The organism is Paraburkholderia sp. BCC1885, from assembly GCF_900996235.1.
GTDB lineage: Bacteria > Pseudomonadota > Gammaproteobacteria > Burkholderiales > Burkholderiaceae > Paraburkholderia.
The window spans coordinates 95977-110560 of sequence record NZ_CAAJGM010000230.1 but is presented as its reverse complement, the minus strand read 5'-3'; the positions used below and the strand labels follow the sequence as shown (position 1 = coordinate 110560).

Genomic DNA, 14584 nt, shown 5'->3' with positions numbered 1-14584 from the left:
CGCTATATTCCTACGGATATAGCGATACCCCTTTTGAGGACGCCGGCCGGCCTTCCTCGCATAATTCGACGTGTCCATGATTACGTTCTCCCGTTTCACGAATTACTTCGCGACTGTCGTCGAGCACGGCAGCATTCCGAAAGCTGCCGAAGCCTTGCAGGTGTCCGCATCCGCCATCGACCAGCAGATCCTGCAGGCGGAACAAGAAATCGGCGCGCAGTTGTTCGATCGCGCGCCTCAGGGCTTGCGCCTGACGGCGGCCGGAGAGGTCTTCGACAACCTGCTGGCGCGCTGGCAGCGCGACTATCGTCACGCGCTCACGCAGATCGATGAGCTTCAGGGTCTGGGGCGTGGGCACATCGAAGTGGCGATCATCGAGGCGCTCACTGAAGGCTTCGTCGCCGAAGTCATCGCCAGGCTGGCGAACGATCACCCCGGTCTGACGGTCCGCGTGCAGGTTTTCGATAACGATGAGGTGGCGCGCAGGATCGTCGCCGGCGACGTGGATCTCGGCCTGCTACTGACGCCCGAATCGACGCAAGGCCTGGAAATTCGCGCCTCGGTGAATGCGCCGCTGGGCGTCGCGTTCGCACCCGGACATCCGCTGCACGGCAACGCGGATCTGCGCGTCTGCCACACGCTGGACCACAAGCCGATTCTTCCCGCGCCGCCGCTCATGATCAGCGAATGCGTGGGCTCGCTGTTCCAGCAGCACCAGGTCGACATGCGTCGTTTCATGACCTGCAACAACACGCAGATGATGCGCTCGCTGGTGCGGCGGGGTATGGGCGTCGCGGTGCTGGGCTGGCTCGACGTCGCGTCCGATGTCGCTTCAGGCGATATGGACTTCCGTCAACTGCAGGACGCGCATCTGAAACCGCTGCGACTGCATTTATGCGAGGCTACAGGCCGACCGCTGACCCACGGCGCCGACCTGGCGAGCCGTTATTTTGAGGCGGGCATGGCGGAGATCGATTTCATGTAATCGGGTGATGGACTGCCCGGATAAGGCCCGCGTTTTAATGCACCGGCGCCGGATAATCCTTCCACAACCATTCGAGCGCCTCGGGCAAGGTTTGTTCGACGGTGCTCTGGTCAACGTGACCGGCATTGCGCGCGAACACGTATTGATAGTGATAGCCCTTGGCGGCAAGAACGCGTGCCATGTTCTCGTTGGCCGCGGTCCAGTCGTGCATGCCATCGGCAAGCGGCGCGACCGGATAAAAGAGATCGTGGTCCCCCGCCTCGAACCAATAGCGGATCGGCTTGCGCGGTGCATTCGGAATCAGCGGCGCGCCGTTGGAACCGCTCGCCGGCGTCACGGCAATTCCCGATACGGTGAGGTTCTGCTTGACCGGCCCCGGCCACGCACTGTGATACTGCCAGGCGCCGCCAGGCAGCGCTGTGTCATGCGGCCATTGCTGGTTCACCATCGTCGGCGAATAGCCCAGCACGCGGTGATAGAGGTCGGGACGGAACCAGGCCATGGTGAAGGCCGCGGCGGCGCTGGAACTGATGCCCATGGTCGCGCGGCCGTCCGGGTCCTTCGTCAACTGCACGTGCGCATTCTGTTCGACACGCGGCAACACTTCCTGCTCGACCCACTGGGCGTAAGTACCGGACACGGCGTCATATTCGCGGCCCCGTTCGGCGCCCTGCGCATCCTGCCCGCCGGCGCCTATGCCAATGGCGATCATCGGCGGCAGCTTGTGCGCGTGGATGAGGTCATCCAGCACGTTGAACAGCTTCTGCGCCTTGAAGAAGCCGTGCGGGCCGCCATCGCCATATACGATGAACGGCGCGGCCGTGCCGGGGACGTAATCGGCGGGCACATAGACGTCGACTTCACGGCGCCAGCTTCCGGGGTGGCTTGCCGGGACCAGAAGATCGGATTTGTCGCCGGGAGCGGTCGAAGCCGTGTTCACCGCCGAATTCCTGCAGCCGGGCAGATCGTCCCGAATCATGCCCGGCCGGTAGATCACGCTATCGGCCGAATCCATGATGAAGGTGTGGACCGTGCCGTGAGGCACGCCGGCTTGGGGAACCGTCTCCGGTGACGCCTGATGCGTCGCACCGATGATGTAGTTGCCGTCGCTGTCAATCGATGGCAACTGGCCGTCGGGCAGCTCGGTCGCCTGCGGATAGTTCGGATTGTGCGGGTCGCGGGTGGGCGGAGCCGTTTTCAGATCCAGCCCGGAGGTATCGATAAAAAACGGCGCTTGCGGATCGGTGGTGTTGGCGCCCGCCGGAACCGAGGCATTGGGCGGCACGCAAGCGGCATCGGCGGATTCGGCGGCGCTGGCCGGCACGGCAGCAGCGGTTGCGAGCAGCGCCATCACGAGAACAGCATGGGCTTTGGTCATCGATGATTCCCTCCCTCACTGCGCATGCCGGCCGGGTCCGACTGCTTGCCCGCGCGGCGCCTGGTCCCGCCTAGTCACCTTTAGTCCGGCTCAGTCCCGAACCCGAAGCAACGCGACCGCCTCAAAACCCTTCAAGCACGATCTTGCCGCAGGTGCGATCGCTTTCGATCAGCGCGTGCGCCCGCCGCAGATTTTCGGCGTTGATCGTGCCGAAGTGCTCGCCGAGCGTCGTCCGTAGCGTGCCGGCGTCGATCAGCGCGGCGACGCGTTCCAGAATCTCGTGCTGGCGGATCATGTCCGGCGTCTCGAACAACGAGCGCGTGAACATGAGTTCCCAGTGCAACGAAATCGCTTTGAGCTTGAGCGGCACGGCATCGAGCGTTTTCGGATCGTCGATGACGCCCAGCTTGCCCTGCGGCGCGAGCGCCTCGACGATCTGCGGATAATGCTCTTCGGTATGCGTGAGGCTCGCGACGTAGCGAACCTGCGTCACGCCGATGCGACGCAACTCCTCGGTCAGCGGACGCGTGTGATCGATGACGTCATGCGCGCCCAGCTTGCGGACCCATTCCTGCGTCTGCGGCCGCGAGGCCGTGCCGATCACGCGCAGCTTCGTCAGTTGCCGCGCGAGTTGGACCAGAATCGAGCCGACCCCGCCGGCCGCGCCGATGACCAGAAGCGCGTCGCCATCGCCCCCGCCCTCGGTCACACCGAGGCGGTCGAACAGCAGCTCCCACGCCGTGACCGACGTGAGCGGCAACGCCGCGGCGTGCGCGTCGTCGAGCGTGGTGGGTCGATGGCCGGCGATGCGCTCGTCGACGAGGGCATATTCCGCGTAGGCACCGGGGCGCTTCACCGAACCGGCGTAAAACACGCCATCGCCGACCTTGAAGAGCGTGACAGCCGCGCCGACCGCCTCCACCGTCCCGACCGCATCCCAGCCGAGCAGAAGCGGCGTATCGCCGAGCAGCCCCGCGCGGACCTTGGCGTCGACGGGGTTCACGGCAATGGCGCTAATCTTGACGAGCAGATCGTGCGGCCCCGGTTCGGGCTTCGGCAATTCGGTTTCGTAAAGGGAGCGCGGATCGTCGGTCGGTAGTCCGGGTTGGTCGTAGACAATGGCTTTCATTGGAATGACTGGCGTGATGTTCGGGGGAAGCCGCGGTGCGCGGCCCGGGCAGCCTTGTGTGACGCGCCTGCGGCGCGGCTTGGGGCCTGCTGCTCAAGGCGAAGAATATATACCGTCCCGCCAGCGCGTGCTCGCGAGCTTGCAAGGGGACTTCGCGCGCCCGGCCGTGACGCCGCTCAGATATTGCTCTGTAAAAGCGCCTTGCGATATTTGCGATGTGTGTACGTGAAGGCGTACAGCGCCAATGTCAATCCAACCCGGCCATCGCGCCAATTTCCACGGCGGATATACCATTTCCCGAATGCCCCAATCGGACTGAACCATTGCTTGAACCAAAGCACGGCAAACCGCTTTTTTCTATCGAGCAGGTCATTTGCGGCCAGATCGGTGTACAGATCCAGTTTGCGCATCACCTCGGAATTAGTCTCAAACGTATGATGGGACATGGCGGATTCGATCCGCCCAATATTGTCATAGCCGATAGGCGTTTCGTGGACGCTATGCGCCGTAAAGTCGGTCTTGTGCCGATCGCCGATACGAATGGGATAATCAGGACAGCCCACCGGCATGACCGCATGGACAACCGTGCCCCTCACCACCCAGTCACGGCGAACCCGGTAGGCGTCGTGTGAAAACCCAGCCATTTTCAGGGCCACGACTTCATCGATGAGTGCATCGCTAGCGATCTCGTCGCTATCGAAGAACATCACCATCTGATGCAGGCACATGCTGTTGGCAAATAGCCGTTGTGCGCGAAAATTATCGAAATTCCGGTGCGCAATTCTGGCGCCATGTCTGGCGGCAATTTCCAGCGTTGCGTCTTTGCTGCCGCTATCGACAACCAGCAGGTCGTCCGCGATGCGTTTGGCGGCCGCTAAAACCTTGTCTAAATGCTGCTCGCTGTTGTAAGTGAGAACATATACCGAAAGAGGTGTCAATTTTTTATCAACTTAAAATCAATATCGATGAAGCCGCACCATTGCATGCCGCCAAGAAATTTCATCTGCCGGGCCATTATTTCGGGAAGATTTCCGCATCTCCCGAAGATAATGGCGCACTGTAAATATTGTCGGCATTCTGGATGAAACCTTGAGTTGAAAGCCAGACGGATTTAATGGCCCAATGACACATCTCAAGGCGGCTCAGTAACAATCGAACACCACCTCGATCGCCTCATTTGTCACGCCCTGGACGCTGGTGGTATGCAAGGCGACCACGTGCACCTGTTTGTTGTGGGCTTTGCAGTACGCCGCCGCGTGCTTCGTCCCCACGGACCTGACGTGGGTCCACGACGTCAGGCTCCAGCGCGCCCGGCTCATAAGGGTCAGGTGGCCGTCCTGGCGTGAGTCGACATTCGACACGGTCGTGCACGCAGACAGTACGCCGATTCCCGCGAGGCACGCGCTTTTTCTCGTCGCGGCACGCCAAAGCGAGGCGTGAAGCAGCATGAACACGGGCCCGGGCAAGCGGCGATGAGACAAAAAGCTAGGCATAGGCGTCGTCGGTAACGGCGGGGTTACGGCAACGGCGATTGTATCGGCGGATTCAGCCTGGTGGTGTGTTACAGCAAAATTCTGACGCAACGGGGCCGTCGGGCCGCCCGGGTTGCGCCAGAAGTCAAACCTCGCCAGCGGGAGCTAGGCCGCCAACGGTGCAACCGCGCCGCCCAGTTGCGCTGACGCTTTCCCGCGCCCACGGGCAGCAAATGGCGCGTCCTCGCCGTCCTCCGCAGACGCTTCGCCCGGCTCGAGCCGGAACACCGACACCGCGTCCCGCAAAACAGCCGCCTGCTCTTCCAGCGACTGCGCCGCGGCAGCCGCCTCTTCCACCAAGGCCGCGTTGTGCTGGGTGACCTCGTCGATCTGCGTAATTGCCTTGTTGACCTGCGCGATGCCCTCGCTCTGCTCCAGCGCCGCCGCCTCGATCTCACCCATGATGCCGGTCACGCGCTCGACCGACTGCATCGCCTCGTGCATCGTCTTGCCCGCTTCGGCCACCAGCGACGCGCCCTGCTCCACCTTGGCCGCCGACTCGCCGATCAGTTCCTTGATTTCCTTGGCGGCCGTGCCGGAGCGCTGCGCGAGGCTGCGCACCTCCGAGGCCACCACCGCGAAGCCGCGCCCCTGCTCGCCCGCGCGCGCGGCTTCGACGGCCGCATTCAGCGCAAGGATGTTGGTCTGGAAGGCAATCCCTTCGATCATGCCGATGATCTCAGCCACCTTGCGAGACGAAGCGGTAATGCCCTCCATCGTCTCGGTGACCCGGCCCACCACGGTGCCGCCGCGCGTCACCGTCTCCAACGCGCCGTGAGCGAGCCGATTGGCCTGCTGGGCGTTGTCGGCGTTCTGCTTCACCGTCGCCGACAGCTCTTCCATGCTGGCCGCGGTTTCTTCTAGCGCCGCCGCCTGCTGTTCCGTGCGTCGCGACAGATCGGCATTGCCCGCGGCGATCTCGTTGGCGCCCTGCGTGATCGCGCCGGTGCTGCCGCGCACCTTCGATACCGTTTCGACGAGGCCGTCGCGCATCTGCGTCAACGCGCCGAGCAACTGGCCCATCTCGTTGCGCGAGCGCACCTTGACCGCGATCGTCAGATCCCCCGCCGCGATACGCTGGAAATGGCGAATGGTCTGGTTGACCGGCCGGATCACCGCCGCCGACAACCCGACGCGCGCCAGCACGCCAATCACAATCGCGATCACGCCGATCGCCGCGAACAGCAGCGTGGCCATCTGGAAGCGCGACGTCGCCGTTTCGGCCTGGGCACGCTGGTTGTCGGTTTCCAGTCGCTCGAGCGAATCGATCGCTTTCGCATAACTCGCGTAGTAGCTATTGGCGGTCTCGCCCTGGATGTTGCGGAAGGTATTGAAGTCGTTATCGGCGAGCGCCTTGAACTCCGGCTCGATGGCCTGATCGACCAGAGCCGAGCGAGCCGTCTGCACGGCATGCGCGAGCCGCTGCTCGTCGTCGCTGCCGAATGGTCCAGCCATGTAGGTCTGGAAATCCGTGTTCGATTCAAGCAGCACCTTGTGCGCCGCGGGTAGAAGGTCGTCGGTCTGCTTGCCGACGCTGAACAGGGTCTCGTAGCTGCCCAGCGCCAGCCGCACCTGCAGCAGCTTGGCGGAACTCGCGTTCAGATGCGTCAGCGCGGCCGAATTGCGCTGCACGTCGTGAAGGCCGTTGCTCGCCAACTTGAGCGCCCCGTATCCGACCCCGATCACGGTCAGCAAAAACGCGACGAACACGCCGATGACTAACGTCAGGCCACCCCGAATGGTGATGTTATTTAACATTGTTTTCTCCGTAACGTCTTGGTCGCGCGGCGCATGACCAAAAATTCCCTCTCCTCACCTCGCTGCCTCTGGGTTAACGGTCGTTCGGATCCCGCACTAGATAGGGGGAATCCATGACGGGCAAGGGTTTGACCAGGGTTACGGGATCACTATTTGGGAGTGTTAATTAGCGCCGGAAGAGCGCATGCGCGGCGCATACGCCGTCGTGAAAGATTACTCAAGCAACGCTTGCGGCAGCGCGGCTTCCTGACGGCTATCGTTGCGTGACCTTCCAGGACATGGAGAAGGTAGTATTGCCCTGCGTAACGTAACCGGTCGACCGACAGTTATCGGAGAGCGGGTCGCATAAGATAGTCAGCGTTTGCTTGCCGCTAAAATCCAGGTTGACCGCAGCATCAGTCGCACCATGCTGCGGCGTCGGCAAACTATAGACAAAAGGATAGCTTTGCTTGGGCGTTTTCGTGTGATCGCCCAGAACAACCAGCGTACCGGTGTACTTGGGAGCGGGATCGAAGTGCAGTTCCGCCGTGTCGGCCATTTGCGTCTCTCCCTGCATCACGACGGGATGCGAATAGCCATCGGCTATGGCGCTGCGCGCAATAGAAAACAGAATAAAAACAGCGGTGAGGTTGCCAAGCATGAGGACATTCAGTGAATCGGGGTTCAAGAAGTATGACAGAATGGTCAGTTTTTTTCAGTGGCGGTGCCATGCCTAGCTCGGGGCATCAGCGGAGCAGAAGCGGGTTGGCCAGTGATTGACGCTTTGATCCGCCGAGGGCAGCTTTTCGGCGCCGTGCGTTTCGTTTGTATAATTCGGCGTCTTCGCTCAGGCCCACGTTCATGCTTAGTCTCGCGCTCGGCTTTCTCGTCTCACTGCTGGTCACGTTGTTGATAGTGCGCTATGCGCATCTGCACGAAAAATTCTCCACCGATACCGATCTGACCGGTGTACAGAAATTTCACGTATTCCCGGTGCCGCGCATTGGCGGAGCCGGCGTCCTGATCGGACTGGTGGCGTCAGCCTTGCAGTTGCATCACGCCTATCCGGCCGTGTCGGAGGGGATTCTGGGCCTTGTGGCTTGCGGCATGCCGGCCTTCGGCTCGGGGCTGATCGAAGATCTGACCAAGCGGGTCCCCCCGCTCGCGCGGCTCATTTGCACTATGGCGGCCGCCGCCCTCGCGTATTTCCTGCTGAGTATCGCCGTCACACGCATTAGCGTTCCGCCGCTCGATTTTCTGCTGTCCTATACGGTCATTTCCTGCACGGTCACGGTGCTGGCCGTCGCGGCGCTGGCGAACGCCGTCAACATCATCGATGGCTTCAACGGACTTGCGTCGATGGTCGCGCTCATGATGTTCGCGTCTCTCGCGTATGTGGCGTTCGAGGTGTCGGACCCGGTCGTGCTGTCCGCGTCGTTCATCATGATGGGCGCAGTAATGGGCTTCTTCATCTTCAATTTCCCGGCAGGTCTGATTTTTCTCGGCGATGGCGGCGCGTATTTCATTGGCTTCATGCTGGCGGAAGTGTCGATCATGCTGGTGATGCGCAACCGCGAAGTGTCGGCGTGGTATCCAGTGCTGCTCTTCATGTACCCGATCTTCGAAACGTGTTTCTCGATCTACCGGAAGAAGTTTATTCGCGGGACGTCACCAGGGATTCCGGACGGCGTTCATCTGCATATGCTGGTCTATAAGCGTCTTACACGTTGGGCCGTGGGTACACGTACGGCGCGCGAGCTGACGCGGCGCAATTCGCTGACCTCTCCGTATCTGTGGCTCCTGTGCCTCGTCGCAGTGGTCCCTGCTACATTGTTCTGGCGGCACACACTGCATCTGTTCTGCTTCGTGATGGTGTTCGCTGCGACCTACGTCTGGCTGTACGTCAGTATCGTGCGCTTTAAGTCACCGCGGTGGCTGGTTGTGAGGAGGAGCCCCCAACGCAAATAAGGCCCCGTTGGACTAGTAATCAGCTTCGCTTACCCGACGGAAATGAAACGCTGGAGGGCAGGTTCCCGAGATACGAGAATACTAGGACCGCTCCGCCACAAAATTTGACCAGTGGTGCAAGTGTGGCCCGTCGCGTTGCGCTCGGCATCGATGTTGGCGCGACGACTTGCCTCGGAAACTCGGACTGAAGAAAAATCAGCGGGAAGGCGCCACAGCCACTTACCACGGACCATGCGAAAGCGCCTACGACTTCGATGACGAACAGACCGATGGATTTCCTTTCCAAAATCAAGCGACAGCATGGGTGGGAGGAGAGAGCTGGGACGTCGGTGAGACTAGGTAAAAGAACGCCTGCCTGAAGCGGTCGAAGTTGAGGAAAATGCGGCTGAATCCGATCTAGCGTTCGGCAAGACAGGCAAAACTGAGCAATGTCTTGTCCGCAATGCACTTCCAGACGCCGCATGCGGCAACAAAAGGCGCGAGGCTATACAACGCAAAGCAGCGAATGACGTTCATATTGCTGTCGGTGGCTTGAACCAAGCGCAGCACACCCTGCGCACCTAGCTATGGAAGGATTCGCTGCGCGCAATAGTTGCCAACTTGCCCAGCGTCTATGATCAAGACGAGGTCACGAATATATTGAATCTCTCTGGCATCCTTCGGAACAAGCGCAATGCTTTTGCATATGGCTTTTACATTCTAGTTTCAAGTATATTCAGCCGACAGCACAACAACCATATTAGGAACCCGTTCTTGCATCACGCCAGCCCTTACCTTGAGACGGATCGTTCAGCATCTTCGCCACTCTATCTACGCCTAGTCACCATCGTCAGTGTCAGCCTGATCCCGGTGGTGATGACGATCATCTCCACATTGATCGCCAGCCGGGGACAGTGGCAAGACGTCCTGCCAAGCTGGAGTGATGAAATCATGCACTGGCACCAAGTTGCCACCGCTATCCGGGCAGGTCTGAAAGGCGGCTACTACACAATGTGGGAGCAACCAGCGCCGCTGAAAACCTTCCATTTTTATGCTTGGGGTCCTTCGCCCTATCTTATCTATGCTATGGCGGGTAGCCTGTTCGGGTGGGGGCCATATAGCTTTCCAATATTTAATCTGACGGCGCTGACGCTAGCGCTAGCTAGTTTCTGCTGGGTAGCACGCCTGAACCTCCGCCAATTGGCAGTGCTAGCGCTGATCCTTCTGACCTTCTGGCCCGGACTGTTGTACTACCCTCTGAGCATGCTAGAAACGCTGCACTATGCCTTGGCGGTGATACTGGCGGCATTGTGTGTCCCACTCTGGCGACGGGGGGAGCGCGCATCGCTTGCACTGAAGGCGGGGGTGCTGATCTTCATCGCCTTTATTTCGTTCTTGCGGCCCTCCTGGGTAATCGTCCTCCTGCCCTGCTTACTGCTCATGCTCGCGCCCACCCGCAAAATGTTCCTGCTTTCCGTAATGGTGACGGGAGTGGTGGGGCTAGGGTCGATGACCTTATTTGACCAAGTGCGCGCACCCTATCTGTTAGGAGGACAAGGCATTTTGGCAATCGGACATCCGTTGCATGCTTATCTGAATCGAATCGTCGAAAATCTGGAAGGCTTTTTCAGCCCATTGAAGACACCAGCGGAAATCGCGTTCACCCTGCAACTTCTATTTGTCCTAGGCTTGGGGGTAACTGCATTGGTGTGCAGCAAGCGCTTCCAGTGGATCACCCGTCAGGAAGGAATCTTCCATGTCCTCAATCTAGGCGGCATTCTGGCAGCCTGTATCGTCTTCTTCCACGCGGGTTTCTGGTACGACTTCCAACTATTGAGCGCCCAGCTACTACTCAGTATGCTGGTACTGCTCTACTTCAAACGTTACGTCTCACTGGTTCTGATCGCTATTACCAGCCTGCTATTCCTGCCTGGCGTATTGACGACCTTCCAGGAACGAATTGACTCCAAGATGGTTAGAAATCAGGCCGATCTGGCCGCATTTAAAGCTAGTCTGCGCCATCATCTGGCGTACGATCCAGCGCAAACTAATCCTTGGTGCAATACTCTGAACATAAGTGTGTACAGCTTCCGCTCTGAACTGATTGAAGTGCCCGCCGGTGTAGGGATCACCTTTTTTGTCTCCAATAGCGATCCGATGCCCATGCGTTCTCGTTACTGGTTGCTTGGGCCGAGTGTTGCCGAAGCACTCCTTGACGCCAATCCTGGTGCATCCCTGGTACCCATCGCTCAAACACCACTGGGTACGCTCTATCGCAATCCAAAGGCGAATTGCGAATCACATCCATGAGCAACGGCGCCTTAGCCACGCGATCTCCCAACGAGTCGCGACGTCCCCGCAGTAAATCAGCCTAATGGCTCGGACACACGTACGGCTGTACGACATCCGCGACGCGAAGCGCCTTCACTCGCACCGTAGCGTTTGTCGGGTGCGCACCATCAAAAAGCAGTGGCGCAATATTGCCTCGAGACATGAAGTATTCATATTGGTTAACGATCGGTAACTTCATGCTTTTAGCCAGCTCGACTAGGGTTACGTCGAGCATGCCAATCCACTGGTTCTCGCCGTCCCAAATTACCGTTTGAGCGCCATCAACCACCGGATTGGGCGTCTCGAAGACCATCATCTTTCCGTGCGTCCGAACCAACTGAGCGATGGATTGCATGGCACCCCGGTAGTCCGCCTCCGATGTCTTGAGACGTGCATCATTGATGCCGTAGTTGGCAATGACCATGTTCGCCTTCGACATTGTCATTGCAGCCGCAAAGGTCGAAGGATAGCCATTCGTGCCATTCAGAGCATCAATCGCACGAGTTGTCGTGACTGCCCTATTATTCACGGTCACCGGAAATCTACAGCGTTGCGTTAGCTCGCTTTGCAGAATGGCAGGCGCGGTGTGATCCGGTTTGTCTACCGGAACGAGAACCGTACTGTCCCCGTAATAATCGATGACATAGCTTCGGTGCTGGGCGGCCGAAGCGACTTCGCATCCAGCGGACATCAAAAATACGATGCCAAGAAATGAACCCAGTACCGATCGTGACATGCGGGCCTCAATGTTCGTTTGAAGGCTGAAATCATACCTGATGACCTCGGAATGCAGCGCTCGGGCACTCGTACGCTTGGATTGCATGGCGACCCTGTTGCGCGCCAGCCGGCGCGAACATCTCCGCCATCGATAGGCCGGAGTAGAGATATCTCGGTAAGCGGCCAGCAAACCCATCTTGAATCTGGCTGCGGCGCTTGGGAGTATCGTGTCCACTACACGAATAAGCGGACACGTGAACACTATAGAATCGGAATCACTCCCAGAGCGTCGTCGGCGGCAACGCTATAGCGAGGAGTTCAAGGCCGAGGTGGTAGCGGCCTGCCAGGGAATCGGCGTATCGGTTGCGGCAGTTGCACTGGAACACAGGCTCAATGCGAATCTGCTTCGGCGCTGGATCGATCAGGCAGAAGGTCGACTTCCCAGGAGGCCGTTGGGCCGCCCACCTGCCACGCCACCGTCGCTGCCAGCCTTTGTGCCAGTACCATTGGGAACACCGGATACGCACTCGTCCAAGATCCGCATTGAGGTTCGCCGTGGAGGTCAGTCGATCACGGTTAGCTGGCCGACATCAGAGGCAGCGCAATGCGCCGCCTGGCTGCGAGAGTGGCTCGCGTGATCCGCATTGATGAAGTATGGCTGGCAGTCGACCCGCTGGACATGCGTGCCGTTTTCGACACGGCTTTGGCGCGGGTGGTCAAGGTGTTCGGCGCCGCGCATCCCTACCATGCCTACCTGTTCTCCAACCGGCGAGCCAACCGCCTGAAGGTGCTGGTTCACGACGGAATCGGTATCTGGCTGGCAGCGCGACGGCTGCACGAGGGACAGTTCGTCTGGCCTCACGCCGGCAGCGAACCGAAGCAACACGCACTCACGCAGGAGCAGCTCGCGCGTCTGGTAATCGGTTTGCCGTGGCAGCGCATCGGCCCGAACGGTGTGATCCGCGTCGTATAAGGCCAACAGGGACGTAAACAGTTGCGCTTCCATGGTGCCAGGGGTTCTGGCAGACTGGTTTGCATGAACCTGCCCGCCGACCTCAACGCCCTCAGCCCGGAACAGTTGCGCACGCTCGCCGCGCAGCTGATTGCCCAGGTGCAGGAGAGAGACCGGGAAATCGAAGAGAAGGCGCGGGAGGTCAAGGAGAACGAACGCGAGCTGCATTACCGCCAGACCCGTATCGAGCAGTTGAGCCACGAGATCGCCATCCTCAGGCGCCAGCAGTTTGGCCGGCGCAGCGAACAGCTCAGCAGCGAGCAGATGAACCTGCTGGACGAAGCCGTCGACGCCGATCTGGCCGCCATCGAACTGGAGCTCGAGCAGCTTCACAAGCAGCAGCCGACCCGTCACCCCGGCAACCGAAGCGCGCATCGCTGCCGGCGCAACTGCCGCGCACGGAGATCCACCACGAGCCGGACAGCACCGTGTGTCAGTGTGGCTGCGAGCGCGTGCGCATCGGTGAGGACATCAGCGAGAAGCTGGACTACACGCCGGGCGTGTTCACGGTAGAGCGGCATATCCGTGGCAAGTGGGTCTGCAAGAAGTGCGAAACGCTGGTTCAGGCGTCGGTGCCCGCACACGTCATCGACAAGGGTATCCCGACCACGGGACTACTGGCCTCGGTGCTGGTTGCCAAGTACGCTGACCACCTTCCCCTGTATCGTCAGGAACAGATCTTTGCGCGGGCGGGTCTGGCGATACCGCGCTCGACACTGGGTGCCTGGGTCGGCGCGTGCGGCGCACAGTTGCAGCCACTGGTCGATGCCCTCCATCAGGAACTCTTGCAGCAGGGTGTGCTGCATGCGGATGAGACGCCGGTGCAGATGCTCAGTCCCGGCAAGGGGAAGACACACCGGGCGTATCTGTGGGCATACGCGCCGACGCACTTCAGTGATCTGCGCGCGGTGGTTTACGACTTCGCAGACAGCCGCGCAGGCGAGCATGCTCGCACGTTTCTGGCCAACTGGCAGGGCAAGCTGGTGTGTGACGACTATGGTGGGTACAAGGCTGGCTTCCAGCAAGGCATCACCGAAATCGGATGTGCGGCGCACGCGAGGCGCAAGTTCTTCGACCTGCATGCCAATCACAGCAGCCACGTCGCTGGACAGGCCATGCCGTTCTTCGCTGCGCTTTACGAAATCGAGCGCGACGCTGCAGTGCTGGATGCCGGGGAGCGCCGCAGGCTCCGCCAGAGCCGGGCCAAACCGGTGTGCGATGCACTGCACGAATGGATGACGGCGCAACGCAAGCTGGTTTCGGAAGGTTCAGCGATTGCAAAAGCGCTGGACTACAGCCTCAAACGTTGGGAAGCGCTCACGCGCTATCTCGACGACGGGCACGTGCCCATAGACAACAATTGGGTCGAAAACCAGATACGTCCATGGGCCATCGGCAGGGCCAACTGGTTGTTCGCCGGCTCGCTACGAGCAGGCCAGCGCGCTGCCGCCATCATGAGCCTCATAAGGTCGGCACAGCTTAACGGCCACGACCCGCACGCCTACCTGAAGGACATCCTCACGCGATTGCCGACCCACAAGGCCAGCGACATCTCTGCATTGCTGCCGCATCGCTGGCAACCAACCGTGACCGTCGATTAGCGTACCTCGTCAAGGCAGCCGCTTACATATCTCGTAGGTATGTTGTTGAATACAGGGCCGCCGGGAATGCAACTCCGGTTTCGTCTACTCGTCGACCTCCAGTGTCTTCTCTGAACCTTCAGTTAGCTCTCTCGGACATAGGCAATCAGCTGTGACCAAGGGGGGTTGCACAAGTGATATCACGCCCGGCGAGCGGCGCAACCTACTGCGCGACG

Annotated in this window: 12 protein-coding genes and 1 pseudogene; 6 read left to right on the top strand and 7 right to left on the bottom strand. The window is 60.1% G+C overall.

The annotated features are described in order from the left end of the window. Positions 1-76 precede the first annotated feature (76 nt). The gene (locus FQ755_RS28345; protein WP_144158632.1) at positions 77-985 is read left to right on the top strand and encodes a LysR family transcriptional regulator; all 909 of its coding nucleotides are present in this window, start codon (positions 77-79) and stop codon (positions 983-985) included. A 34-nt stretch (positions 986-1019) separates the two neighbouring features. On the opposite strand, the gene FQ755_RS28340 is transcribed toward FQ755_RS28345, so the two are convergent. The 6 genes from FQ755_RS28340 to FQ755_RS28315 form a co-directional block, all read right to left on the bottom strand. Next, entirely contained in the window at positions 1020-2363 is a 1344-nt protein-coding gene (locus FQ755_RS28340; protein ID WP_144158629.1) for an alpha/beta hydrolase, read from the bottom strand. A gap of 121 nt (positions 2364-2484) precedes the next feature. Continuing rightward, positions 2485-3492 carry a zinc-binding alcohol dehydrogenase family protein gene (locus FQ755_RS28335; protein WP_144158626.1) on the bottom strand — a complete coding sequence of 336 codons (1008 nt, stop codon included), beginning with the start codon at positions 3490-3492 and terminating at the stop codon, positions 2485-2487. A 176-nt stretch (positions 3493-3668) separates the two neighbouring features. Continuing rightward, positions 3669-4430 (bottom strand): glycosyltransferase family 2 protein, encoded by a 762-nt coding sequence (locus FQ755_RS28330; protein WP_144158623.1) that lies wholly within the window; start codon positions 4428-4430, stop codon positions 3669-3671. A 204-nt stretch (positions 4431-4634) separates the two neighbouring features. Then, positions 4635-4940: a hypothetical protein gene (locus tag FQ755_RS28325; RefSeq protein ID WP_144158620.1), complete on the bottom strand. Its 306-nt coding sequence runs from the start codon at positions 4938-4940 to the stop codon at positions 4635-4637. A 189-nt stretch (positions 4941-5129) separates the two neighbouring features. After that, a complete protein-coding gene (locus FQ755_RS28320) occupies positions 5130-6782 on the bottom strand; it encodes a methyl-accepting chemotaxis protein (RefSeq protein WP_144158617.1) in 1653 nt (550 codons plus the stop codon). A gap of 253 nt (positions 6783-7035) precedes the next feature. After that, positions 7036-7422, bottom strand: coding sequence for a hypothetical protein (locus FQ755_RS28315; RefSeq protein WP_144158614.1), 387 nt, complete (start codon positions 7420-7422; stop codon positions 7036-7038). A 200-nt stretch (positions 7423-7622) separates the two neighbouring features. Here FQ755_RS28315 and FQ755_RS28310 point away from each other — a divergent pair, with 200 nt between their 5' ends. Together FQ755_RS28310 and FQ755_RS28305 are read left to right on the top strand one after the other, a co-directional pair. Beyond that, on the top strand, positions 7623-8729 hold the full coding sequence (locus tag FQ755_RS28310; protein WP_144158611.1) for an MraY family glycosyltransferase: 1107 nt from the start codon (positions 7623-7625) through the stop codon (positions 8727-8729). Between the two features lie 753 nt (positions 8730-9482). Continuing rightward, a complete protein-coding gene (locus tag FQ755_RS28305) occupies positions 9483-11018 on the top strand; it encodes a hypothetical protein (protein WP_144158608.1) in 1536 nt (511 codons plus the stop codon). A 61-nt stretch (positions 11019-11079) separates the two neighbouring features. On the opposite strand, the gene FQ755_RS28300 is transcribed toward FQ755_RS28305, so the two are convergent. Further along, positions 11080-11952, bottom strand: coding sequence for an SGNH/GDSL hydrolase family protein (locus FQ755_RS28300; protein WP_144158605.1), 873 nt, complete (start codon positions 11950-11952; stop codon positions 11080-11082). A 31-nt stretch (positions 11953-11983) separates the two neighbouring features. Between FQ755_RS28300 and tnpA the strand changes: the two genes are divergently transcribed. The 3 genes and pseudogenes from tnpA to tnpC all read left to right on the top strand — a co-directional run bounded on the left by tnpA (position 11984) and on the right by tnpC (position 14369). Continuing rightward, entirely contained in the window at positions 11984-12394 is a 411-nt protein-coding gene (tnpA, locus tag FQ755_RS28295) for an IS66-like element accessory protein TnpA (protein WP_313957485.1), read from the top strand. Then, positions 12391-12729, top strand: a complete 339-nt coding sequence (gene tnpB, locus FQ755_RS28290; RefSeq protein ID WP_222105795.1) for an IS66 family insertion sequence element accessory protein TnpB — start codon at positions 12391-12393, stop codon at positions 12727-12729. Before tnpA ends, tnpB begins: the two co-directional genes overlap by 4 nt. Positions 12730-12792: 63 nt before the next feature. Further along, positions 12793-14369: pseudogene (tnpC, locus tag FQ755_RS28285) on the top strand (IS66 family transposase). Positions 14370-14584: the final 215 nt, after the last annotated feature.

Coding starts and splice junctions, on each gene's coding strand:
- FQ755_RS28345 (WP_144158632.1), top strand. CDS start 77: ATGATTACGTTCTCCCGTTTCACGAATTACTTCGCGACTGTCGTCGAG.
- FQ755_RS28340 (WP_144158629.1), bottom strand. CDS start 2,363: ATGACCAAAGCCCATGCTGTTCTCGTGATGGCGCTGCTCGCAACCGCT.
- FQ755_RS28335 (WP_144158626.1), bottom strand. CDS start 3,492: ATGAAAGCCATTGTCTACGACCAACCCGGACTACCGACCGACGATCCG.
- FQ755_RS28325 (WP_144158620.1), bottom strand. CDS start 4,940: ATGCTGCTTCACGCCTCGCTTTGGCGTGCCGCGACGAGAAAAAGCGCG.
- FQ755_RS28320 (WP_144158617.1), bottom strand. CDS start 6,782: ATGTTAAATAACATCACCATTCGGGGTGGCCTGACGTTAGTCATCGGC.
- FQ755_RS28315 (WP_144158614.1), bottom strand. CDS start 7,422: ATGCTTGGCAACCTCACCGCTGTTTTTATTCTGTTTTCTATTGCGCGC.
- FQ755_RS28310 (WP_144158611.1), top strand. CDS start 7,623: ATGCTTAGTCTCGCGCTCGGCTTTCTCGTCTCACTGCTGGTCACGTTG.
- FQ755_RS28300 (WP_144158605.1), bottom strand. CDS start 11,952: ATGGGTTTGCTGGCCGCTTACCGAGATATCTCTACTCCGGCCTATCGA.